Origin of the sequence: Micromonospora ureilytica (assembly GCF_015751765.1) — a bacterium.
Classification (GTDB): domain Bacteria; phylum Actinomycetota; class Actinomycetes; order Mycobacteriales; family Micromonosporaceae; genus Micromonospora; species Micromonospora ureilytica.
In genome coordinates, this window is the sequence record NZ_JADOTX010000001.1 from 3784935 (window position 1) to 3808496 (window position 23562).

At 71.7% G+C, this 23562-nt stretch carries 21 protein-coding genes; 5 read left to right on the top strand and 16 right to left on the bottom strand.

Annotated elements, in window-relative coordinates:
• Positions 1–34: 34 nt before the first annotated feature.
• The 3 genes from IW248_RS17000 to IW248_RS17010 all read right to left on the bottom strand — a co-directional run bounded on the left by IW248_RS17000 (position 35) and on the right by IW248_RS17010 (position 6406).
• Positions 35–1786, bottom strand: a complete 1752-nt coding sequence (locus IW248_RS17000) for a stealth family protein (RefSeq protein WP_196927787.1) — start codon at positions 1784–1786, stop codon at positions 35–37.
• A gap of 5 nt (positions 1787–1791) precedes the next feature.
• A complete protein-coding gene (locus tag IW248_RS33735; RefSeq protein ID WP_196927788.1) occupies positions 1792–4521 on the bottom strand; it encodes a bifunctional glycosyltransferase/CDP-glycerol:glycerophosphate glycerophosphotransferase in 2730 nt (909 codons plus the stop codon).
• A 67-nt stretch (positions 4522–4588) separates the two neighbouring features.
• Positions 4589–6406: a stealth family protein gene (locus IW248_RS17010; RefSeq protein WP_196927789.1), complete on the bottom strand. Its 1818-nt coding sequence runs from the start codon at positions 6404–6406 to the stop codon at positions 4589–4591.
• A 505-nt stretch (positions 6407–6911) separates the two neighbouring features.
• Here IW248_RS17010 and IW248_RS17015 point away from each other — a divergent pair.
• Positions 6912–7832, top strand: coding sequence for a DNA-3-methyladenine glycosylase family protein (locus IW248_RS17015; protein ID WP_196927790.1), 921 nt, complete (start codon positions 6912–6914; stop codon positions 7830–7832).
• A gap of 68 nt (positions 7833–7900) precedes the next feature.
• Here the strand turns inward: IW248_RS17015 and IW248_RS17020 are convergent, their stop codons facing one another.
• On the bottom strand, positions 7901–8404 hold the full coding sequence (locus tag IW248_RS17020) for a DUF1990 domain-containing protein (RefSeq protein WP_307788012.1): 504 nt from the start codon (positions 8402–8404) through the stop codon (positions 7901–7903).
• A gap of 64 nt (positions 8405–8468) precedes the next feature.
• Between IW248_RS17020 and IW248_RS17025 the strand changes: the two genes are divergently transcribed.
• Positions 8469–8828, top strand: a complete 360-nt coding sequence (locus IW248_RS17025; protein ID WP_196927792.1) for a GNAT family N-acetyltransferase — start codon at positions 8469–8471, stop codon at positions 8826–8828.
• On the opposite strand, the gene IW248_RS17030 is transcribed toward IW248_RS17025, so the two are convergent.
• Together IW248_RS17030 and IW248_RS17035 are read right to left on the bottom strand one after the other, a co-directional pair.
• Entirely contained in the window at positions 8803–9225 is a 423-nt protein-coding gene (locus IW248_RS17030) for an SRPBCC family protein (protein WP_196927793.1), read from the bottom strand. The two genes, IW248_RS17025 and IW248_RS17030, sit on opposite strands and share 26 nt — an antisense overlap.
• A 125-nt stretch (positions 9226–9350) precedes the next feature.
• Entirely contained in the window at positions 9351–9563 is a 213-nt protein-coding gene (locus IW248_RS17035) for a hypothetical protein (RefSeq protein ID WP_124819868.1), read from the bottom strand.
• A gap of 135 nt (positions 9564–9698) precedes the next feature.
• Between IW248_RS17035 and IW248_RS17040 the strand changes: the two genes are divergently transcribed.
• A complete protein-coding gene (locus IW248_RS17040; RefSeq protein ID WP_196927794.1) occupies positions 9699–10814 on the top strand; it encodes an ATP-dependent DNA ligase in 1116 nt (371 codons plus the stop codon).
• Positions 10815–10872: 58 nt separating this feature from the next.
• The gene (locus IW248_RS17045; RefSeq protein ID WP_196930240.1) at positions 10873–12444 is read left to right on the top strand and encodes an alpha/beta hydrolase; all 1572 of its coding nucleotides are present in this window, start codon (positions 10873–10875) and stop codon (positions 12442–12444) included.
• On the opposite strand, the gene IW248_RS17050 is transcribed toward IW248_RS17045, so the two are convergent.
• Entirely contained in the window at positions 12371–12883 is a 513-nt protein-coding gene (locus IW248_RS17050) for an ion channel (RefSeq protein ID WP_196927795.1), read from the bottom strand. The genes IW248_RS17045 and IW248_RS17050 overlap by 74 nt on opposite strands.
• A 74-nt stretch (positions 12884–12957) precedes the next feature.
• Between IW248_RS17050 and IW248_RS17055 the strand changes: the two genes are divergently transcribed.
• Positions 12958–13410 carry a GNAT family N-acetyltransferase gene (locus tag IW248_RS17055; protein ID WP_196927796.1) on the top strand — a complete coding sequence of 151 codons (453 nt, stop codon included), beginning with the start codon at positions 12958–12960 and terminating at the stop codon, positions 13408–13410.
• A gap of 247 nt (positions 13411–13657) precedes the next feature.
• On the opposite strand, the gene IW248_RS17060 is transcribed toward IW248_RS17055, so the two are convergent.
• The 9 genes from IW248_RS17060 to IW248_RS17100 form a co-directional block, all read right to left on the bottom strand.
• Positions 13658–14383 (bottom strand): ABC transporter ATP-binding protein, encoded by a 726-nt coding sequence (locus IW248_RS17060; RefSeq protein ID WP_196930241.1) that lies wholly within the window; start codon positions 14381–14383, stop codon positions 13658–13660.
• An 11-nt stretch (positions 14384–14394) separates the two neighbouring features.
• Positions 14395–15390 carry an ABC transporter ATP-binding protein gene (locus IW248_RS17065; RefSeq protein WP_196927797.1) on the bottom strand — a complete coding sequence of 332 codons (996 nt, stop codon included), beginning with the start codon at positions 15388–15390 and terminating at the stop codon, positions 14395–14397.
• Position 15391: 1 nt separating this feature from the next.
• Entirely contained in the window at positions 15392–18100 is a 2709-nt protein-coding gene (locus IW248_RS17070) for an FtsX-like permease family protein (RefSeq protein ID WP_196927798.1), read from the bottom strand.
• Positions 18097–21285 (bottom strand): ABC transporter permease, encoded by a 3189-nt coding sequence (locus IW248_RS17075; protein WP_196927799.1) that lies wholly within the window; start codon positions 21283–21285, stop codon positions 18097–18099. Before IW248_RS17075 ends, IW248_RS17070 begins: the two co-directional genes overlap by 4 nt.
• Positions 21286–21415: 130 nt before the next feature.
• The gene (locus IW248_RS17080; RefSeq protein ID WP_196927800.1) at positions 21416–21580 is read right to left on the bottom strand and encodes a hypothetical protein; all 165 of its coding nucleotides are present in this window, start codon (positions 21578–21580) and stop codon (positions 21416–21418) included.
• Entirely contained in the window at positions 21577–21792 is a 216-nt protein-coding gene (locus tag IW248_RS17085) for a helix-turn-helix domain-containing protein (RefSeq protein WP_030336216.1), read from the bottom strand. The genes IW248_RS17080 and IW248_RS17085 overlap by 4 nt, the downstream gene beginning before the upstream one ends.
• A complete protein-coding gene (locus tag IW248_RS17090; RefSeq protein WP_124819875.1) occupies positions 21792–22271 on the bottom strand; it encodes a DUF2975 domain-containing protein in 480 nt (159 codons plus the stop codon). The genes IW248_RS17085 and IW248_RS17090 overlap by 1 nt, the downstream gene beginning before the upstream one ends.
• A gap of 62 nt (positions 22272–22333) precedes the next feature.
• Positions 22334–22936, bottom strand: a complete 603-nt coding sequence (locus IW248_RS17095) for a YdeI/OmpD-associated family protein (protein ID WP_196927801.1) — start codon at positions 22934–22936, stop codon at positions 22334–22336.
• Positions 22933–23562 (bottom strand): HIT family protein, encoded by a 630-nt coding sequence (locus IW248_RS17100; RefSeq protein WP_196927802.1) that lies wholly within the window; start codon positions 23560–23562, stop codon positions 22933–22935. The genes IW248_RS17095 and IW248_RS17100 overlap by 4 nt, the downstream gene beginning before the upstream one ends.

Below are 23562 nucleotides of genomic sequence, written 5' to 3' on the forward strand. Positions count from 1 at the left end.
GGCGCGGCCGGCCACCGTCGTGTCCGGGGTGGGTTCAGGCGCGTTCCCACGGGCTCGGCACCGGGAAGTACGTCTCCAGGAACGGGATGAGCAGCGCCATCTGCCGGTCGAGGTCCTCCTCGACGGAGAACGCGTCATTCAGGCAGAACACCTGCCGATCCCGACGGGCGAGCAGGTGAGCCAACCGGGCGGGTGTGTCCGGGTGGGACAGCTCGGCAATGGTGTAGCGCAGGTTTCCCGGCGCCGCGCGACCGGTGTGGAACGCGTAGTAGTGGTGCAGCGACGAGGCGACCGACAGGTCGTCCATGCTGCGGAACTGACTCGCCGCGGTCCGCCGGTACTGCTGCGGGAACGTCTGCTCGATCTCCTGGAGCACGCTCCGCCGCAGCGCGTGCGGCATGTGCTTCATCTTCTGGGTCAGCACGGTGCCGAACCGCTCCGCGATCAACGCCCGGTTGTTCTTCCCAGCCGCCGACGACGGGATGTCCCCGGCGGCGGGTGGGCCCGGCGGCACCAGCGCCGGCGAGGGGAAGAACCAGGAGATGCCGTTGGCCAGGAAGAAGTCCTGGGGCAGCACCTCGGTGCCGAGGAAGACGTCGTCGTTGAAGTACAGGAAGTGCTCGGAGAGCCCGTCGATGTGGTGCAGTTGACTCTCGATGGCGTGCGAGTTGTACGTCGGCAGCACCGTCGGGTCGGTGAAGATCTCCCGGTGGCTGACCACCCGCAGCCCGGTGGCGGACGGGTCCAGCCAGGTCGGCACCTGGTCGTCGGTCACCACGTAGACATTGCGTACCCAGGGTGCGAACAGGTGCAGCGACCGCAGCGAGTAGCGCAGCTCGTCGCGGCTGAGGAAGCGGGCCGCGCTGGCCGCCTCCGCGTGGTACGGCACCCCGGCCACCTCGGCCCGCCGGCGTAGCCAGGCCGGGTCGGCGCCGTCGACCCAGGTGTAGACCACGTCGACCGGGAACGGCACGTCGTCGGGGCGCGGCGCGGCGAACTCCGGACGGGTCCAGGCGGTCGCGGGCGCGGAGGTGGGCGCCAGGCCGGTGAACCGCGACTCCGGTACGAGGACCAGCGGCGCCGCCACCGTCACCTGTTCGGCGACGATGTTGGGCCGCGGCGCGACGAGCGTGTCACCCTCCCGGGTCCAGAACTCGACGTCGCACCCGTACTCCTGTCCCAGCACCAGCCGCCGCTGGGGGTCCGTCCAGTACCAGGTCAGCCGCAACACCGGGGCGTCCGCCAGCCGGTCCCAGGACTTCGGTTCGAACCCGGCGGCCGGCTGCCCGGTGTCGTCCGGCACGGAGACGTAGCCGGGGACCCGACCGCAGGCGGCGGCGAGCGCGGCGTACGACCGCGCGCGGTGCTCGGCGTCGACGGCCACCACCGACGATCGGGAGCTTTCGCCGCGTACCCGGAAGTGGGGTACGCCGGCCTCGTCGAGCGCCGCCGTCACCGCGGTGAGATTGTCCAGTCGTGCCATCAGGGGTGTGACCGACGCCGCGACCCGGGCCACCCGGGGTCCCCGGTCGGCGGTGACGACCACCCGGTCCGCGCCGGCCAGCAACTCCGGCTGGCGGCGGGCCAGCCGTTCGCCCCGGCGCTCGGAGAGGTTGCCGTCCCGCGCGGCCCGGGCGACCCACTGCTTCAGCTGGTGCCGGGCCCGGGGGCTCACCTTCGTCGCGATGGCACGCCGGGTCTGCGGGCTCAGCACCCGGCGGTACACCTCCACGAACCCGGTGGGTTCGGCCAGCGCGCGGGGTTGCTCCCCCGGCGGGGGCGTCACGCCGGTCACCGCTGCGGGCCCGGCAGCGCCGCGATGGCGGCGGCCACCCGCTGGGAGTTGTTGCGGTCCTGAACGGCGAAGAAGTCGGCTGCCCGGCGCGAGTACTCCTCCTCGCGGACACACCCGTTCTCCAGGTAGCTGACGATCGCGTTCACCGTCTCCTCGGCGGTCGCACAGACCGGGCCGAACCCGTGGTTCTCGTGCTCGAAGTAGCCCTTGCGGTAGCCCCCGATGGAGAAGTATTCCTCCTTGTCGAAGTGGGCGTAGATCAGCGGAGTGCCAAGGTAGGCGACGTCGAAGGCGGTGGACGAATAGTCGGTGATGAAGAGGTCACACTGCCGCAGGGCGTCCTGCACGCTGCGCTGCGTCTGGTCCACCACCGAGAACGACGGGTCCGCCGGCACCATCGCCGTCGACACGTTCCGCATCTCGTAGTGCGGAAGGAACTCCAGGGTGTAGCCGTGCCGCCGCAGGCTGAGTCGCAACTCCTCGCTGCCGAACAGCTCGCTCAGGAACCGGGCGTACCCGGACGTGTCGAACGGGAACCTGGGGCGCAGCGCAGGGTTGTACGACGGGCTGACCAGGTAGCTGCGCCAGGTGGGCATCAGCAGAATCCGCCGCCCACCTCGCTCCGGGACCAGTGCGTCAAAGCGCGGGAAACCCAACCGCTGGGCCGCGTCGCCGTAGTCGAACTGCTTCGACACGTACTCGGCCTCCTGCCCGGCCGCGGCGACGAACAGGTCGACCCCGGTCTTGGCCCGGTGCAACCCGCCGCTGACGTCCTTGTCCGTGACGCCGTGCTGCAGGAAGACGCGGGCCGGGCCGATCCGCCAGTTGAGGTGCTTGAGGTACGGCCCCCGCTCCCAGCTTGACGGCAGCATGTACGAGTCGATGTCGTAGGAATTGATCAGCTTGGTGGCGTGCAGCATGAGGAACTTGTGCCGGAACGAGTCGTACGTGACGACGTTGCCGAGCCCACGCAGCCTCTCCCGGTCCGGGCTGTCGCTGGCGATCACGTAGTAGGCGTTCCGCCTGCGCTCGACCTTGCGAAGGTGGCGGAACAGGTGCCAGGAGTTGTCCTGTGCGGTGTCCTTACGCTCGCCGACAAGCCAGATGTCGCGCCCGCGCATCAGCGGCTCGGTGATCAGACGCAGCAGGCGCTGCTTCCAGAAGGGTCGACGGGAAAGGGCGTGTCGAAGGTCCTTGCGCACCAGCATCCGCCGCCACCGACGCCGGCCCTCGGCGCCACCGGCCCGCTGTACCAGCAGATTTGCGTTCTCCCGACCGTCGAAGCCCGGAAGGATTCGGGTGTCCCCGACGAGCTTCGTCACCGCGTCACGCAGGAAGGCCGCGGAGACCAGACACTGCCGGGACGCCTGACCCGTCTCGGTGAGGAAGACGAGCCGCAGGAGGTGGCTGCCGGTACGCATCTGCGCGACGGGTACCTCGGCCACGAACCCGGACCACTCCCGGCTGTCGTCGGCGGACTTCAGGTCGCTGCGCCGCTCAAGCGTGGCGGGCACGGTCAGCTTGCTGCCCCGCAACCGCAGCCCGAGGGGCGTACGCATCGGACGGTGCATGGGCAAGCCGTTGATCTGCACATGACCGGACAGCTTGAGGGCGTCCCCGGACTCGGTCAGCCGCGCCTGCTCCAACCGCACGGAGACCGCGCTCACCCTGGTCAACGGCAGTAGGGCCGGGGTGACCGGGTAGTCGAGGTGCAGCTCGCCGCCGCAGGCGACGACGCCGTGCACCCGCTCCCAGGGGCGCGCGAACAGGTCGAAGTCATAGGTCTTGAAGGCGAGGTAGGCCACCCGGTGCCGGGTGTCGGCGCTCCAGCGGGCGATGAAGGCCGGATCGACGTCCTGGTAGATCTGGGTGCACTTCTCGAAAATCCGCCACAGCGCGGCGTCGTCGAACAGGGTGTGCGCCCGCATCGCGAAACCCTGGTAGCTGCGCACCAGGAAGCGTTCCAGGACCTCGCGGCGGAAGACGTCCAACTCGGGCCGCAGACTGGCGAGGGTTTCGCAGAGTTCCAGGTGGTCCCAGTAGTTCTGCTCCCGGAGGAACAGGTTGTCCATGATGGAGTTGCCGGTGTCCCGACGGCGGTACTGGTAGACGACCTCGTCGACCAGGGCGATGCGCTCGGCCTTGAGCAGCATCGGGATGGCCAGGAAAGCGTCCTCGAAGTGGACCCCCTCGCGGAACCGCAGGCCGTGCTGGCGCAGTTGGGCGAGGTCGTACAGCTTGTGGCACGGGCCGGCGTCGAAGATCAGATCCGGTGCGTCGACGACGGTCTCCAGCAGCCGGTCGCCCTTGCCGAAAGGCTTCTTCCAGAGGAACGCGGTCGGCTTCGGGAAGGTGTCCATGTCGCCGATGGCGATGCTCGCCTTGTGGGTCACGATCGCCTTGAGCAGCACCTCGATGGCGCGCGGCGGCAACAGGTCGTCGGAGTCGACGAACGCCACGTACGGGGTGTCGGCCAGGTCGAGCGCCACGTTGCGGGCCGCACCCGGGCCGCTGTTGCGCTGTTGCAGGGCCGTCACGTTGGAGTGCTCCGTGGCGAACTGCTTGGCCAGCAGATCGGAGCCGTCCGTGCTGCCGTCGTCGACCAGGATGACGTGGCACTGGCTGAAGACGGTCTGCGCCGCGATCGACCCGAGTGTCTCGGGCAGGTAGTCCGCGACGTTGTAGACCGGGACGATGATCGTGACCTGCGGGGCGGGGTCTACCACTCTGGACTCCACTGGAGAGGGTGCGGGAAACGCGGGGGGAACATCGGCACGCCGGGCTGGCACGGGCTCACTCGTCGCGCCCCAGCATGACGGCCTTGAAGTCGGTGACCGTGTTGAGCATGTTGTTCGGCATGGTGGGCGCGTCGACCGGGGCGCGCCGACGGGCGTCCTGCACCGGGCGGTACGAGCGCCGCCACAACTCTCCGGCGCCGACGTTCCGCCGCTCCGCCACCACGTCGTCCGGCAGCTCGAACGGGGCGGGGAAGGGCAGGTAGCGCGGCAGGAAGTCGGCCAACATCCTCTCCTGCTCGGCGAACGACCGAGGGTCGGAGTCGGTGTCGTTGAGGCAGAACACGTCGCGGTGCCGGCGGGCCAGCAGCTCGGCCAGCCGGGCGGGGGTCGAGGGGTGGCCCAGGTCGGCGTACTCGTACTCGATGTCGCCGGGGACCGCCTGCGCGGTCAGGAACGCCCAGTACTGGTGCAGCGACGACGGGATGGACAGGTCGCCGTGGTGCCGGAACCGGTGCCGCGCGGTGGCCATCACCTCGTCCGGCAGCTTGCCCTCGATCTGCTGCATGATGCTGCGGCGCAGCGCGAACGGGGTGTGCTTCATCTTCTGTGTGATGGTCACGCCGAACTGCCGCTGGATGTGCCGACGGTTGTTCTTCCCGGCGGCTTTCACCGGCGGGTCCTCCGGCTTCGCCTCCCCCAGGCCGAACTGGGCCGGCGAGGGGAAGAACTTCGCGATCCCGTTCGCGTGGAAGAAGTGGTTCGGCAGCAGCGGACGACCGAGGAACACGTCGTCGTTGAGGTAGAGGAAGTGCTCGGCCAGGCCGTCGATGCGATGCAGCCGGGACTCGATGGCGTGCGAGTTGTACGACGATCGGCCACCGAGGTCGGCGAAGAGTTCGGTGTGCGAGATGACCGTGATCATCGGGTCGCTCGGGTCGAGCCAGCTCGGCAGTTGGCTGTCGGTGATCAGGAAGATCCGCCGCAGCCAGGGCGCGAAGCTGTGCAGCGACCGCAACGAATACCGCAGCTCGTCGCGGTTGTGGTAGCGCGAGGAGTTCGCGGCGATCGCGTGCAGCGGGCCGTCGGGGGCGCCGAGCGCCAGCGACTTCCGCCTCAGCCACTGTGGGTCGGAGCCGTCCACCCAGGTGTAGACGGCGTCGATCGGGAAGCCGACCCGGTCCGGCGCTCGGACGGCCAGGTCCCGGCGGGTGCCGTAGGTGTGGTCGTCGGCCTCGGGCACGAAGTGGCTCATCAGCGCCGCTGCCACCCGGACCGGCTGCGCCCGGGCGGGCGCCTCGTCGACGACCCCGTTGCGTCGAGGAGCGCGGACCATGTCTCCGTGCCGGCTCCAGAACTCGATCTCGCACGCGTACTGGGCGCCGAGGACCACACCCGCGCGGGCGTCGGTCACCGGGAAGCAGACCTGGATCACCTCGGTCGGGGCCATGTCCGGCTGGTCCCGACGGGGCTGCACCTGCACGACCCGGACGTCCGCGCCCGCCAGCGCCGGCGCGGAACGGATCAGGCGTTGTACCGCCGGCCGGTGGTCGTCGAGGACCGCGACGGTGCTGCGCAGGTGGTCGTCGTTACGGATGCAGTGGTATTCGATGCCGGCGGTGTGCAGCGCGGTGGTGACGGCGGTCAGGTTGCGGTGCCACTGCTCCAACGGCGTCGCCGTGGCGACGACCTCGGCCCGGGTTCGAACACCACCGTCGGTAACGGCCACCCGGGCGCCGAGGCGATGCACGGTGTCGCCGCCGCGCGGCCGGGAGAGCGTCTGCACCAGGCCCATCCGACGGTGCGCGGGCAGCAGACCCAGCAACCGCCGCCGTGCCGACGACGGCAGGAGTCGATAAATCTTCAGGGCGATCACGCGTTGGGCCGTCCGCTCGGGACGGCCCACTCACCGGCGGGCGGCACCCGTCAGCCCCGCGGACGGGTAGCGGGCTGATATCCCACTCGCGATGATTCGACACACACTCGTGCGGCCATCACTGCATGCCTTTCCACAACCCCCGTTGGCACTGCGTGACGATCTGACGTCGACCAGGACCGCCTGGTGGCGGCCGTCGGTGGACACCGATCTCCGGGCCGGACCGCGTTCTTCCGCGAGTGGGAAGGATGCTGGCCGCCGCAGGTGGCCCGGGGCAGTGAGTTTACCTGCAGGCCATCAAACAACCACATGATCGATACCTGGCCCACAGCCAGAAATGGCATAAGGGCTCTATGTACCTATTCGCGAAAATAATCCTGGCCATTCGGGTGGTTCAAGGACACCGGGACGGTCGGCAGAACGTACCCTCGCGAAGCTCCTCAACTCCGCTCGCGACCGGTACGGGCGGTCGCCAGCCCTCGCCCTGACCTGGCAGAGTAGCGGGGTGACCGAGACCGAACCCGCCGCGACCAGGGTGCTGCGCCCACCGGTCGGCTACCGGCTGGCCGCTTCGGTCCGCGCGCTCACCTTCAGCCCGTACGACCCGTGCGCCCGGGTGGCGGCCGGCACCTTCTGGTGGGCCAGCCGCACCCCGGACGGTCCGGCCACACTCGCGCTGCGACCGGCCGGCGGTGAGTTGCTCGCCGAGGGGTACGGGCCCGGCGCCGAGCACGTCCTCGAACGCGCCGACGCGATCGCGGGGCTGCGCGACGACCTGACCGGCTTCACCGAGCTGGCCGCGGCGCACCCGCTGGTCGCCCGGCTGGCCCGGGAGCACCGAGGGCTCCGGATGCCCGCCACCGGGCAGGTCTTCCCCCGGCTGCTACGCGCGGTCTTCGAGCAGAAGGTCACCGGCAAGGAGGCCTACCGGGCGTACGCGGCGACGGTGCGGCACTTCCGGGAGCCGGCTCCCGGCCCGTTACAGCCGTTACTCCTGCCGCCCGAGGCAGCCGCGGTGGCCGCGGCCCCGTACTGGGTGTTCCACCCGTTCGGGGTGGAGCAACGCCGGGCCGACACGCTACGTCGCGCCGCGGCGCTCGCCGACCGCCTGGAGCGCAGCACCGACACCACCGACGCCACCCGCCGGCTGACCGCGATCCCCGGCATCGGGCCGTGGACGGCCGCCGAGGTGGTCCGGATCGCGTACGGGGACCCGGACGCGGTCAGCGTCGGCGACTACCACATTCCGAACACGGTGGCCTGGGCACTGGCCGGCGAACCGCGGGGCGACGACGCCCGGATGGTGGCCCTGCTGGAGCCGTTCCGAGGTCACCGGGGCCGGGTGTGTCTGCTGCTGGAGGCCGCCGGCATCCGGGCGCCGAAGTACGGCCCGCGCGCCCCGATCCGCTCGTTCGCCCGCTATTAGTGGATCAACGCCGTCGCTTAATCGTCACGTACGCGAGAAAGGCCGCCACGAATTCGCCGCGCGGCGGGTCAGCGACCCGCGCAGAGCCGACGAAGGGTGCGCCCGAGCCACCATGCGTACGCGTGCTGCACGGCCCGAACCGCCGGACCACCGACGCGGGTGAACCAACGGTCCGGCAGGCTGAACGCGCGGACCTCGAACCAGACCGCGCCGGTGTCGTCGCGGACGACCTCGAACGCCTCCTCGCCCCGCTCCGGGTGCCCGGGCAGGGTGCCGTAGCCGAAACCGGCGAGGGTGGGCGAATCCGCACTCCAGACCACCTGGCACGGCCCCCAGAGTCGGGCCGGGCCGACGCCGAGGCCGGAGGTCACCAGCACACCGGTGGTGGCCCGCGACGCGTCGGTGCGGATCCGGACGCCGGCGGCGCGGTGCAGCCGCCAGCTCAGCACCGCGTCGGCGGCGGTCTCGAAGCAGCCGTCGGGAAGCGGATACCGGTGGCGCAGGTGGTGGTACCCGCCGGGCAGCGGCCCGTGGCGGGTCGACCCCACCTCCGGGTACGTCAGCTCGGCCACCGCTCCCCCTCGACCTCGACCGGACACGGCCAGGGTACGGCCGGTGCGGTCGGGCCGCCCATCGATGGCGACGGCGGCTGTGATGTGCTGCCCGGGCATCGTGCTCGTCGCCCGGTCGGGGCACCGGCTGGTCGGCTCGGTGCGGGCCCACCTGGACGGGGACACCGCGCACGTCGGGCGCCTCTCGGTCGCCCCGGACCAGCAGGGGCGGGGCGTCGGGGCGCAGCTGCTAACCGCCATCGAGCGGGCCTGCGCCGGCAGGGCGGCCCGGTTCACCCTGTTCACCGGCGCGGACAGCGCGCGCAACCTGCGGCTGTACGAGCGGCACGGCTACCGGATCGTGGCGCACCGCCATGACCCGAACGGCATCTCGTTGGCGGTGCTGGAGAAGCCGGCCGTCAGCCCCGCTCGCAGCGGCGCCTGAGCCCGTCGGCCTCCATCCGCACGTAGCGGCGGAACAGCTCGCCGTACAGCCAGCCGATCAGGCCGGCCAGCGGACCGGACTGGTTGATGACCAGTTCGACGCGGGTACGCCCGTCGGGCGTCGGCAGCAGCCGGTGCTCCCCCGTGGTCCGCACCCCCGGCGCTTGCGAGACCCAGACGAACTCCCGCCGCTCGGTCAGCTCGGTGACCCGCCACACCGCCGGCCGCAGCTTCGGCTGGGTCAGTCGGGCGGTCGCGCCAACGGCGAGCGGCCCCGACTCTCCCCGCTCGGCCCGGGTCACCGAGGCCGTCCACTCGGGCCAGCGCGGCACGTCGACAAGCACCGCCCAGACCTGCTCGGCGTCCGCGGCGATCTCGGTATCGGCCTCGAACCGCATGGCGTCCCCTCCCCCGGCGGCGCCGCTCGGCACCGCCACGGGTGCAGACGAGGCCGCCGAAAGCATTGTGACACCGACGCTCAATCTCGTCCGTCCCTCCTCAGTGGAGGTGGACCGGACGCGGATCAGGCGGCCTCGTGCAGGTCGGCAAGGGTGAGCGGGGTACGCCGACGCAACAGCTCCTCCAGCTCCGGCACCGAACCGACCTCGCCGAGCACGTTCCGGCCGCCGCCGAACCGCTCCGGGTAGCGGCGGGTCAGCCGAAAGCGATGGCGGCCCCGGATCAGCTCGACGCTCACCCGCCACCGCCCGCAGCAGTCACAAACCCACTCGGACACCTGGCGAAAATAGCTCTGACCTGGTGTTATTCGATTCGCCCGGCCGGGACGAGCGACGCGTAGGCGGACACGCCACCCCTGCGCTCACGGTGATCTGCCTCACGACTGTCGGCACCGTCTGATTGACTGGTCGGCGTGGACCTGCCGATCAACCCGCCGGTCGAGCCGATGCTGGCCAAGAGCGTTCCCAAGCTGCCCACCACGCCCGGGGTGACCTACGAACCCAAATGGGACGGGTTCCGGTGCATCGTGTTCCGCGACGGCGACGAGGTCGAGTTGGCCAGCCGGGGCGGCAAATCGATGACCCGCTACTTCCCCGAGGTGGTCGAGCAGGCACGCCGGCAACTGCCGGAGCGCTGCGCGGTCGACGGGGAGTTGATCGTGATTCGGCGCGACGGGCCGACCGGCCAGCCCCGGCTGGATTTCGAGCTGCTGGCCCAGCGCGTCCACCCGGCCGCGTCCCGGGTGAAGATGCTGGCCGAGACCACCCCTGCCGACTTCGTCGCGTTCGACCTGCTGGCGATCGGTGACGAGGCCCTGCTCGACCAGCCCTACCCACGCCGTCGGGAGCGGCTGGTCGAGGCGCTGGCCGGGGTGCGCCCGCCGGTGCACGTCACCCAGGTCACCACCGATCCGGACACCGCGCGTCGCTGGTTCGACGTGTTCGAGGGCGCCGGGCTGGACGGTTTGATCGTCAAGCCGGCCGACCTGCCGTACGAGCCGGGCAAGCGACTGATGTTCAAGGTCAAGCACGCCCGCACTGCGGACGCGGTGGTGGCCGGCTTCCGCTGGCACAAGTCCGGCCCGGTGGTGGGCTCGCTGCTGCTCGGCCTGTACGACGACGCCGGGGTCCTGCACCACGTGGGCGTGAGCGCGTCGTTCAGCATGGCCCGCCGGGCCGAGTTGCTCGACGAGCTGGCGCCCTATCGGGACACCGGCGGCGAGCACCCGTGGGTGCACGGCGACCACGAGCGCGGCCAACGCATCCCGGGTGGGGTCAGCCGGTGGACCGGCACGAAGAACCTGGAGTGGGAGCCGGTGCGCCCGGAGCTGGTGGTCGAGGTGGGCTACGACGCGATGGAGGGCGAACGGTTCCGGCACACCGCCCAGTTCGTTCGGTGGCGCCCGGACCGCGACCCCCGATCCTGCAGTTACGACCAGCTCGACCGGCCGATCCGCTTCGACGTTGACCAGGTGCTGCGCGGCGACCCGTCGGCCACCGTGGACCGAGCCGCCACCGGCTCGGCGTAGCCTGGCCGTCGACCCGATCCCGGAGGACCACGTGATCCGCACCGCCGACCAGCCTCGGATGGCGACCAGCCGCCGGGTCCGTCGCACTCTGGCCGCCTTCGTCGTCGCCGCGCTGCTCACCGCCGGCTGCACGCTGCCGGCGTTCGCGCCGCGCACCGAGGTGGAGGGCGCGGCCGCCCCGACCGGCAGCGCACCGAGCTGGCGGCCCTGCCCGGAAGTGGCCGACGAGTTGGTCGGGCGGGGCGCCCCGAACGTGCGCTACGAGTGCGCCCGCATCGCGGTGCCCCGTGACTGGGGCACCGGCGGCGGGGCGAGCACCGGTCCGGGCGCCGGGCAGACCTTCGAGATCGCCCTGCTGCGCGCCCGGTCCACCAAGCAACGCGACCGGGTGGGCTCCTTGGTGATCAACCCGGGTGGCCCGGGTGGTTCCGGTGTCGACACCGCCGTCTACCTCTCCTTCGGCCCCCAGTTCGGCGGGCTGCCCGCCTCGATCACCGAGCGCTTCGACATCGTCGGCTTCGACCCGCGCGGGGTTTCCCGGTCCAGCCCGGTGAAGTGCATCTCCGACGCCGACCTGGACGCCAGCTTCGGCTTCGACCCGGACCCGGCGAGCCAGTCGGCATTCGACGGCTTCGTCGGCCTGAGCCAGCGGATCGGGCGCGGCTGCGGTGATCGTTACGGCGACCAGTTGCCGCTGTACGGCACCGAACAGGCCGCCCGCGACATGGACGCGGTACGCGCCGCCGTGGGCGACGACAAGCTCACCTACCTGGGCTACTCGTACGGCACCCTGCTCGGTGCCACGTACGCCCAGCTCTACCCGCAGCGGGTGCGGGCGCTGGTGCTCGACGGCGCTGTCGACCCGCAGCAGCGGCTGGTCGAGGGCTCGGAGAGCCAGGCCCGCGGCTTCGAACGGGCCTTCACCAACTTCACCCGCTGGTGCGCGGCGAACGCTGGCCGGTGCCCGATCGCCCCGGACGCACGTGCTGCGGTCACCTCGGCCATCGACAAGGCAAAGGTCTCCCCGGTACGCGGCGCGGACGGGCGGGAGGCCACCGCCGGCTGGGTGTTCTACGCCGTCATCTCCTCGCTCTACACCGAATCCGGCTGGCAGGAGCTGGCCCAGGCGATCGACAAGCTGGCCGAGGGCGACCCGAAGGACGTGTTCCGGCTCGCCGACGCGTACGCCGGCCGGGAGGACGACGGGCACTACTCGAACCTGTTCGACGCCAACCTGGCCATCAACTGCGCCGACGAGACGGAAAAGCCGAGCCGGGAGCAGATCCGGCAGTTGCAGTCCGAGTGGCGCGGGAAATACCCGCTGTTCGGGCCTGCGTTGGCGGTCGGCATGCTGAGCTGCGTCGAATGGCCGGGCGGGCGTGACCCGTACCCGACCGGGAAGGCGAACGGCGCACCGCCGATCGTGGTGGTCGGCACCACCGGCGACCCGGCGACGCCGTACGAGCAGACCCCACGGCTCGCGTCGATGCTGGGCGTCGGTCGGGTGCTCACCTGGGAGGGCGAGGGGCACACCGCCTACCCGCAGACGTCCTGCATCACCAACGCGGTCGACGCCTACCTGCTCGACCTGACCGTGCCACCGGAGGGGAAGCGCTGCCCGGCCCGCTGACGGGCTGGGCCGGCGGCAGTGGGGGCAGATCGATCCCCTGCCGGGTGGCCAACTCCTCCAGCAGCGCCCGCATCCGACGCACGTCGGCCTTGAGCTGCTCCTGCTCCTCATGCTCGAAGGCGTTGTCGTCGACGATGAGCCGGCTCGCGAAGTGCGCGGTGATCAGCGGGATGACCAGCAGCACCATGGTCGAGATGAGCAGCGCGGCCAGTGTGCGGCCCGCCCAGGTCGTCGGCGAGATGTCGCCGTACCCGACAGTCGAGGCGGTCACCACCGCCCACCAGACGGCGTCGGCCGGGCTGCGCTCCTCGACCTCGCCGTAGATGAAACCGGCCACCACGATCATCAGCAGGTACGAGGTGATCAGCGTGCGGGGTGAGTTCGCGAACCACACCAACGCCCGGTATATCCAGCGGAACGGCAGCAGCACTAGCTCCATGCCGCCCCATGCTGCCTGTTGCCCGCAACCGGCACAGACCCATTCGCCGGTTTCGCTGTGCCAGGATCACCGGCATGAGCGACGTGATCTACCGGGAGGCGGTCCGGGCCGACCTGCCCGCCGTCATCGCCCTGCTCGCCGACGACGTCCTCGGCAAGGCCCGCGACTTCACCGAGGTCGACGAGGCGTACGAGAGGGCCTTCGCGGCCATCGACGCGGACCCGCGTAACCAGCTGATCGTGGCCGAGCGGGCTGGTGAACTGGTCGGCTGCCTGCAGATCACCTACATCCCGGGCCTGGGTCGGCACGGCGGCGAGCGATCACTGATCGAGTCGGTCCGGGTCCGGTCCGACCGGCGTGGCCAGGGGCTGGGCCGGGACCTGATGACCTGGGCGGTCGACCAGGCCCGGCAGCGCGGTTGCGCGCTGGTGCAGCTCACCACCGACAAGACCCGCGAGGACGCGCACCGCTTCTACCTCAGCCTCGGCTTCGTGGCCAGCCACGAGGGCATGAAGCTCGCGCTCTGACCAGCCGCTCTGCCTGCTCGGGCGGCCTCCGCTGCTGCCACATAGACGCTTTGGAGCTGATGTCGTAGACGAGTCACCCGTCCGGCGATTCGTTTACGACATCAGCTCCAAAGCGAGCGCGGACCGCCATCGCCCGCCCAGCGTCCGAAGGGGGCCAGCGCCCCGGAGGAAGCCAGCGCCCTGCGTCACCGTTGTAGACGCTCCGGCCATCGCGGGGCACCGTCGACAGCCCGCCCTCCGGGGGCGGTCAGCCGTCGACCAGGCGACCGTCGCGCAGGACGAGCACCCGGTCGGCGAGGTCGATCAGGGCCGGGTCGTGCGTGGCCACCAGGGCGGTCATGCCGCGGGCGTGCACCACCGCGCGCAGCAGGTCCATGATGGACCGACCGGTCTCCGAGTCGAGCTGGCCGGTGGGCTCGTCGGCGATGAGCAGATCCGGCTCGTTGGCCAACGCACGGGCCACCGCGACCCGCTGCTGCTGGCCGCCGGAAAGCTCGTACGGCCGCTGCGCGGCGTGCCCGCCCAGGCCGACCAGCTCCAACAGCACCGCGACGCGCTCTTCCCGCTGCGCGGCCGGCACCTGCGCCAACCGCAACGGCACGCCCACGTTCTCGGCCGCGGAGAGGATCGGCACCAGCCCGAAGGTCTGGAACACGAACCCGACGGTGCCCCGGCGCAGCCGTAGCAGCTCCGCCTCCCCGGCGGAGGTCACCTCGTGTCCGGCCACCACCACCTGACCGCTGTCCGGCCGGTCCAGCCCGCCGATCAGGTTCAGCAACGTGGTCTTGCCGGCCCCGGACCGACCTCGGATGGCGACCAACTCGCCCCGGTTCGCCGTGAACGACACGTCCCGCACCGCGTGCACGGCGTGCTCACCGCGGCCGAAGGTCCGGCTGACCTCACTGACCCGGACCACCTCCTCGGGATGCGCCGCGGGCGCACCGCCGAACCCGGCCCCGCCGGTCACCACCATGTTCTGCCGGCTCATGCCCGCGCCCCCCGCTCGTCCCAGGCCCGGTCGCCGGGCCGTACCTGCACATGGTCCGGCTCCAGGTCGAGCCGGACCCGCTCCTTCAGCGAGAGCGCGTCGACGAACGCCGCCGGCAGCTGCATCCGACCGTTGCGGTCCAGCACCGCGTACTCCTCGCTGACCAGCTCGGTGTTGCCGTCCGCGTCGGTGCGCGCGGTCCGGCGTACCTCGGAGGCGGTCCGGCCGTCGCGGATCGCGACGGTCCGGCGGACCTGCGTGGCCACGGCATGGTCGTGGGTGACGACCACGATGGTCACCCCCAGTTCCGCGTTGATGGTGCGCAGCGCCGCGAAGACCTCCGCGCCGGTCGCCTCGTCCAGCTCACCGGTCGGCTCGTCGGCGAAGAGCACCTCCGGGTCGTTGGCCACCGCCACCGCCACCGCGACCCGCTGCTGCTCGCCGCCGCTGAGCTGACCCGGCCGCCGGTCGGCGCAGTAGCCCACGCCGACCAGGTCGAGCAGTTCCCGGGCCCGCTCGCGGCGGGCCTTGCCGCTGCGCTTGCCGGCCAACTGCATGGGCAGCTCGACGTTCTCCAGCGCGCTGAGGTACGGCAGCAGGTTCCGGCCGGTCTGCTGCCACACGAACCCGACCAGCTGCCGGCGGTAGCTCAGCCGTCGTTTGGCGGACAGCGAGAGCAGGTCGTAGTCGGCCACCCGGGCGATACCGGCGGTCGGGGTGTCCAGGCCGGAGAGGATGTTGAGCAGGGTCGACTTGCCCGAACCGGAGGCGCCGACGATCGCCACCAGCTCACCCCGGTCGATGACCAGGTCGAGCCCCTGCAGGGCGACCACCTCCACCCCCTCGGTCTTGAAGATGCGCACCAGGCCGTCGCAGACGATGTGCCCGCGTAGGCGGTCCTGCCCGCCGGCCCGCTCGGCGGCGCGTTGCGCTGCCCGCTGTTGCAGGGCGGCCAGGTCAGGCACCAGTGGAGTCTGGGCGGTAGCGGTCATCTCAGCTCTCCTCTCCGAGCCGAAGCACCTCTCCGAGGCGCAACCGGCGGTTGTTCAGGGCCTCGACGGCGACCGCGAAGCCGAGGGCGACCGCCCCGAGCGCGAGCACGGCGGCGACCAGGCTGGGCTCGAAAGCAACCCGGACCGGCACACCACTGGTGAACGCGGACAGGCCGAGCACCGGGTTGAGCAGCAGGGGCAGGACCGCGCCGACGATCGCGCCGGTCAGCACCGACACCGCGACGAGCGGAGTCAACTCGACAAGCAGCAGCCCGCGCCACTGCCGACGGGACAGGCCGAGGGTGCGCAGCCGGGACAGCACCTGGCCTCGGGCGCGCGCGCCGGCCAACACGGTGAACGCGATGGCCAACAGCCCGAGCACTGTGCCGCCGACGGCGCCGGCCACGAACCCGAAGGCCAGGACCCCGTTCGCCCCGCCCTCGCCAAGGTCCCGGCGGACGTCCGCCCGGGTGTCGACGGTGACCCCGATCATCCGTTCCCGACCGGTGACAGTGCCGTCGCGCTGGTAGCGCTCCTGCCCCTGGTCGCCGGCGACGCGCAGCACCTCGGCATCCAGCGAGTCCCCGGCGATCAGCAGGCTGGTCGGCACGGGTGTGGTGGTACGCGTCGGCAGGGCCTGCCAGGGCAGGATCACGAACCGCCTGGCGTTCGCCGCCAGCAGCGGGAAACCGTCAGCGGTGCCGGCCACCCGGAACTCGTACCGCTGGCCCTGCACCGAAATGAAGGCGGAGTCGTCCAGACCGGCCTTGGCCAGGTCGGCGGCGACCGCCGGTGAGACGATCGCCGGCAGCGGACCCGGCCCGGGCGCGGCGGTGCGTAGCGCGGCCGGAATCGACAGGTCCACCTGCGAGTCGCGGACCACAGTGTCCAACCCCGAGCCGTCGACCAGCAGCACGTCCGTCTGCCCGATGAAGGCGTCGGTGCCGACCTCGTCGGACGCGAACCGCTCATCGTCCTCGTACAACACCCGGGTGACGGCCCGGACCCCCGGCAGGCGGCCCAGCTCGTCGATGGTGTCGGGTGCGAAGCGCTCTCCACGGATCACCGCGTCGGCGGGCACGATCTGCGCGGCGGCCCGTTCCCGGCTCGCGTCGACGCCGGCGGCCACGACCGCGCAGAACGCCGCGGTGCCGATCGCCAGCACCACCACGACCAGCGGGGCGGCGACCGCCGCGCGGCCGGCGCGGGCCGTGCCGAGGAAGGCCACGCTGCCCCGGGTCCGCGCGGCCAGCCGGCTGACCAGCAACAACGGCCAGGGGTACACCCGCAGCGCCAGCACCGCCGCCGCGACCGCGAGGAGCACCGGCACCGACACGAGCAGTGGGTCCACCTCGCCGAGGGTCAGGCCCCGTCGACGCAGCAGCACCGCGGCGAGCCCGGCCAGGAGCAGCAGGGAGACCTCGACGGTGAGCCGACGGGCCGACGGGCGCACCCGGATCAGGTCCCGGCGCACCGCCCCGCCCGCCGGTACGGCCAGCGTCGCCAACGGCAGTGCCAGCGTGACCAGCACGGTCACCGCGATGACGTACGGCGTGGTCGGATCCGGGGCCCCGGGGAACAGGGTGCCCAGCCACCAGCCCAGCACGGCGGCGATCGGCACCACCAGCACCGACTCGGCGAGGCTACGACGGGCGCCGGCGGTGGCCCCGCCCCCGCGGGCGCGCAGCAGCGCGAACTCCGAGCGACGCCGTCGGGTGGCGAGACTGGCCGCGAGCACGATGAGCCCCGCCAGGGTGGCCAGTACACCGGCCGCGATCACCGCGAGCAGGGTCCGGACGGCATCGATCTGGGCGGCGAACGCGCGCAACGGAACGTCGACGCCCTGGGTCAAGGTGAGCTCCGGCGGCTGGTTGCGCTGCATCACCTGCAGACCGTCGATCAGCTGGTTCAGCTCGCGTGCGTCGATCCGGTCGACACCCAGTCGGTACCGCCAGTTGGTCTGGATCGGCCAGCCCGCCGCGGCCCGCTTGTTGAAGGGCGACTGCGCGACGACGCCGACGATGACGAACGGCTGGCCATCACCCTGCGGTTCGATGATCTGCAGCAGCTGCGGCAGCCCGTCCCAGATGCCATTCGCGCGGTCGACGGGGCGGAACAGCCCGGACACCACAAGTGGGGCACCGTCGACGAGCCTGCCCTTGTCATCGGGGTTGCCGATGCGCAGTTGGCTGCCGGCGCGCAGGTTGAGCTTGCGGGCCACGTCGACGTCGAGCGCCACCTCGATCGGTCGGTCGGGAACGTACGTCTCGCTCGGCCACGTCCCCTCCACGAGGGTGCTCGCGCCCTGCATGTCGGGCATGGCCCGTAGGCCCAGGTCGACAAGCAGGTTGCGGGCCGCCAGGTCCGGCCCGACCACGCGGGCCTCCGCGGTCTCGACGCTGTACCACCGCTCGGTCACCGCCGAGCGCACCTGCTGCGGCATGTCCGCAGCCAGGGCGTCGAACCGTTCGGCGGCGTCGCCCATCGCCGTCCGCCGCGACGTCGCCGGCTCCACCCTGCTGGTGTACGCGAGGTCCCGGCGGGCGGCCGGCTCGCTGTTGAGTTGCGCTCGCAGCCCCTGTTCGGCGAGCCGGTTGACCAGCCGGGGCACTCCGCTGATCAGCAGCGTGACCACCAGGGTCAGCACCGCCAGCAGCAGGAACTGCCCCCCGTACGCCCGGACCCGCCGGACGGCCGCCCCGACGCTCATCGCTCTCCCCCGATTCGCAGCTGCACCGCCGCCACCCGCTGACGGATGCCGGTGGCGATGAACGCGCTGAAGGCGAGCGCCGCCAGCAGCAGACCGACCGCGGTCAGCCCGATTGGCACCCAGGGCAGCGCGAACGCCGCCGGGGGTGTCGGTCGGCCGGCGGCCGGGGTGAGGATGACCAGTGGGGCCATCGTCGCGCCGACCGCGGTGCCGAGTAACAACCCGACTCCCACGCCGATGCCGGCGAGGAACGTCTGTTCGGCCAGCAACGCCCGGGCCATCAGCCGGGGCGTGGCACCGAGGGTGTGCAGGACCGCGAACTCGCCGAGCCGACGCCGGGCGGTGGCCCACACATCCACCATCAGGCCGACGAGGGCGAGCAGCACCGCACCGAGCGCGGCGGCGAGCATTCCGGTACGCGAGCCGCGCCAGTACGGGTCGTCCGCGGCTGCCTCGATCACCGCCTCCCGGTTGAGCACTGTGACGCCCGGGAGTTCGCCGGCAGCCTGGGCGGCGGCCGTCGCGTCGGCGGCGCCGAGCCACCATTCCGGTACGGGCCGTACCGTCCCGTCGGCTCGGATCAGCGCGTCGACCGCCGCGGGCAGGTCCAGCAGCACGCCGGCCGCGGTGGTGGTCGTCGGCACCCCGCTCAACTCGCCGACCAGGTGCACCGGCACCGTCACCCCGGAGAGCGTGAGGTCGACGGTGTCGCCGACGTTCAGGCTCAGGGCCTCGCGTACCTGGGGGGTCATCAGCACCGGCGCGGGCTTGCTCTCCCCGCCCGCCACGACGGAGAACCGGGTGGGCGGCTGGTACTCGAACTGCCCGCCGGGAATCACCTCCACGGCGTGGACCGCTGTGAACCCGGCCCCGGTGGGCTGCACCGGCGTGGACTGCACGCCGGGTGCCGTCAGCACCCAGTCGCCGCTCAGCTCGGCGGGTCGGGTCGTGCCGTCGGCGTTGACCACCGCCAAGCCGTCCAACTGGAGTCGGTAGGCGTTGCCGGCCGCCAGCCCACCGTCGGCTTCGAACCCGGCCAGCCGCAGCCGCGCCCCGCCCACGTCGGGCAGTTGCACGGAGAACCGGGTGGCCCGGCCGTCACCGTCGGCGTTGGCCGCCGGCAGCCGCAGGGCGAGCCCGTCGGAGCTGGTGACCAGCAGCGTCACCGCGATCTTCAGCGACCGGGCGGCGCTACCCACCGGGGTACGGACCGTGCCGGTGATGGCCCGCGCCCCGGCGGGCAGTTCGACACCGGCGAAAGCTCCGCGCTCATCGATCATGTGCTGGTACTGCTCCGACGCCGATCCGTCGCCGAGGCGGTCGGCGAGCCGGACGACGCCTGGGGCGCCGGCCGGGTCGACACCGATAACGGTCGCCGGCAGGTTCTGCCGCCCGACCCGTACCTCGTCCCGCCACGCCGGCAGCACCCGGTCCACGTTCGGCAGCGCGGCGAGCTGACCGACCCGGTTGGGCGGGGCGGCGCCGGCCCGTTCGGTGACCCGGACGTCGGCGCCGACCGTGTGGCCGGCCTGCTCGACCTGGGACCGCTCCCCGGTGCTGATCAGAGACCAGGCCAGCGTGCTGCCGCCGACGGCGAGGGCGAGCAGCAGGACCGGGCCGGCGTGGGGACGCCGGCCGGCCTGCCACATGCCGAACATGGTGGCGGTCCAGGGACGTCTGTCGACGAACCGCTCCGCGAACCGGGTGAGCGGCGGGAGCACCCGCAGCGCCAGCACGGCACCGGCCAGCACGCCGAGCGTCGGTGCGGCGACCAACAGCGGGTCGAGCCCGAGCCGACCGCCCGACCCGGCCAGCGGGGATGCGTACCGGCGTAGCTGCACCCAGGCGAGCACGGCGAGCGCCACCAGCACCAGGTCGACGCTGGCGCGTTGGACGCTCGCCGCCCGGTTCGGCCGGGATCGGGCCGCCATGTCGGCGACGTACGTCCCGGCGCCGCGCAGCGTCGGAAGGACCATGGCGACGAGGCAGCCGGCCGCGGTGGCCGCTGCCGCCGCCCAGACCAGTGTGGTGTTGCCGCCGGCGGTGGAGAGGTCACCCGACCCGCCGGGCCGGATGTACCGCAGGGCCTCACCGGCGATCAGCGGACCGAGCACGGCGGCCGGGGCGACGACAAGAGTCGCCTCACGGGCGGCCAGGCCGGCCAACTGCCGCCGGGCGGCGCCGCGGGCACGCAGCAGCGCGGTCTGCGGGCGGCGGTCCTCGTGCAGCAGCGCGGCGACCAGCACCAGCGCGTACCCACCGAGCACCAGGATGAGCAGCAGCGGCGTGGCCAGCGACGAGCGACCCACCAGGTCCGCGCGGGCGACCCGGTCCAGCAGCTGCGGCATCTTCGTCACCGCCTGCCCGGAGCTGCCCAGTTGGGCGGCCTCGGGTACGGCCGAGACCGCCTCGGCGAGGGCTTTCCGAACGGCGGGCAGGTCGGCGGTGTCGACGCCAGCGAGGTCCGGTTGAGCCAGCCAGGACGCCGACACCGAGCCCGGGAAGGTGGCCGCGAAGTCGGCCGGGTCGAGCGTGAACGGCCCGTACGAGGTGCCGGAACCGGCACTGCCCGCCCCCACGCCGGGTGCCAGCAACCAGTACGCGTCCGCCGGGTCGCGGGGCCGCCAGATGCCGGCGAGCACCAACTCTCCCCGTCGTTCGGTGGCCCGGTCACGCACCGGTACGCGTTCGCCGACGGTCAGGCCGAGGGCGCCGGCGACCCGCTCGGGCAGGCTCACCTGGACGGGGTTCGCTCCGGGGCTGGGCCAGGCTCCGCTGGTCAGCTCCGCGTGGCTGGCGAGGTCGGCGAGTGTGGCCAGGCTCGCGAAGACCGGTTCGTCGGCCGTACGCGGGATCTGCCCGAGGTCGCCGGTCAGCTCCCGGCCGGTGCCGTAGCGGGCGGCGGTGACACTGACCGGGGCGCCGCCGAGCCCGGTGGCGAACTCGGCTCGGACCGCCTTGTCCCGGGTTGCGAACTCGGCCGCGTCCCGCCCACCCGAGCCACTGACCAGCAGGCCGCGCTCCTCGGCGGGCGAGGCGGCGACCAGGGCCCGCTGCCCGGCGTCCACCGCCCGACGGTTGTAGTCGGACAGCCCAGTGACCAACGCGACGGCGACGAGGGCAGCGATCACCGCCGCGACCAGCAACCCTCGCGCCTCGCGGGCCCGCCTCCACACCAGCTTCATCCGACGCCTCCCCTGGCCCTGGTGGGCCGACGACCATCAAGACAGGCCACCCACCGGGAAAGGTTCGCGCCCGTTACATGATCGTTATTACGAGAAGGGTCAGCTCAGGCCGGCCCGCGCGCCTGGGCGCCTAACTGCCGCCCCGAAGGTTGCGGATGCCGAATGCCACAGCGCCGAGCACGAGTACGACGCCCAGGAGCTGAAGGCCCGGCGAGTCGTCGGCCTCGCCGAGCACGATGCCGGCGACGCCGAACGCGACCACGAGAATGGCGGCGACGGTCAGGATGTACTTCACGGGGTTTCCTCCTCGACCCACTCCAGCAGGTCTCCGGGCTGGCAGTCGAGCACTCGGCACATCGCTTCGAGGGTGCTGAAGCGGACCGCCTTGGCGCGGCCGTTCTTCAGCACCGCCACGTTGGCGGGGGTGAGCCCGACGCGCTCGGCGAACTCACCGACGCTCATCTTGCGCTTGGCCAACTCCACGTCGATGCGGACGACGATGGGCATCAGATCACCGCTTCCATGTCGGTGCGCAGCGTGGTGGCCTGCCGCAACAGCGCCCGCATGACCACCATGAGGAGCCCCAGCACCGTGACACCCATCGTCAACAGGAACAGCAGGATCGGAGCGCCCGGGTCGTCCGCGTTGAAGCCGACGTAGAGGAACACGCCCACGAGCACGAGCCACCCCGCGCCGATGGCCCACACGATCAGGTCGACCCACTTCAGGGAGGCTTCGGTGAAGATCCGGTCGTTCTTGACCTTGTTGAGCAACTGCCAGGTCGACACGATCACCACCTGGACGCACAGAACCCAGAACACCGTCACGGCGGTCAACGGCCACCGGAGGTAGGCGTGCTCCGGTGACTCCTGGGCCATGTGCGCGAACTGCCCCGGCAGCGAGAACGTCTGGAACCCGATCAGGACCACGAACAGGACCCCGAGTACGACTCTGAGAGCGGCTACCGCTCGATGCTCCGTAACCATGCATCGAGTTTCGCTCGTTACCTATCGAAAGTCAATCGGTTACTCGGAACGCCGACTTCCGCTCACGGCAGCGTCGGCCTCGCCTTCTGGGGATAGAACGTCTCGTGACGAGCCAGCATGGCGACGAATTCGCCGATCTTGCGCTCGCGGGTCTCCGCCCGCTTCACGGCATTGAGGCGGTGGATGAGAGCGAACCGGTTGGCCTTGGTGAGCACGTCGAGCATGGCCTGAGCGGCGGGCTCGGCGGCGATGGCGGCGAGCAGGTCGGCCGGCACCTCCGCCTCCGACGGCGGGGCGTAGGCGGCAGCCCACCGCCCGTCCGCCTTCGCGGCGTCCACAGCGGCGCGGCCCGCCGGCAACATCCGCCCCTGCTCCTCCAGCCGGGCCACGTGCCCCACGTTGCGCTGGGACCAGGAACTGCGGGGCCGACGCGGGGTGAACCGGATCCAGGACGACTCCTCATCCCGCTTGCGCGCCTGCCCGTCGATCCAGCCGACGCACAGACCCTCGTCGACCGCCTGCTGCCAGGTCAACGTCGTGACCGTGCCGCCCTTCTTGGTGAGGGCGAGCCAGACGCCCGGCGACGTGCCGTGGTTGGCCGCCAACCACACGCGCAACGCGTCAGCGTCCGTGACGACCAACTCATCCAACTCGGCACTCGTCATGCCGGCAGGCTATTCCCCGGGTCCGACAGCCGGTGACCGCCGTGGGAGGCGATCAATGCGTCCACGACCGTCGCGGCGTCCGCGTCGGCCACGTCCGCTGGGTACTCCGGCAGCAGGTCGTCCCAGATGACCAGCCACGACCCGTACAACTGAGCCTGCCCCTCGGGCCGAGCGAAGAACCAGACGTGCAGGTGAGCGCCGCCATCTCCGACGCGGTAGAGGTGAGCTCGCGAGATGTGCGGCAGCGCCTGTATGTGGCGGACGATCCGGGTGCTCAACAGCCCAAGCTCGGCAGCCAGTTCGTCGGGAAGATCCGCCATGTCGTGGTGGTCGCGCGGCAACAGCATGAGCACCAGCGGGACACCCACGCGCGGGACCCGGATCAACCGCCAACGCTCGTTGAACCAGATCCCTTCGTCCCGACCGCGGCAGGTGTCGCAGTCTGACGGATCCTCACCGTGCCGCGCCGGCTCCGGGAGCACCGGCGGCCGCAGCGGCGCCACTCGAAGCCCGTCCGGGTCGAACGGGCTGATCTCCCATCCGGTCATGCGCGCCAGGGGAAGGCGGCGCTCGTCGTCCGCGGCGGCGACCGCGTGGTCGTAGAACTCGTCCGGTCGCAGGGCCAT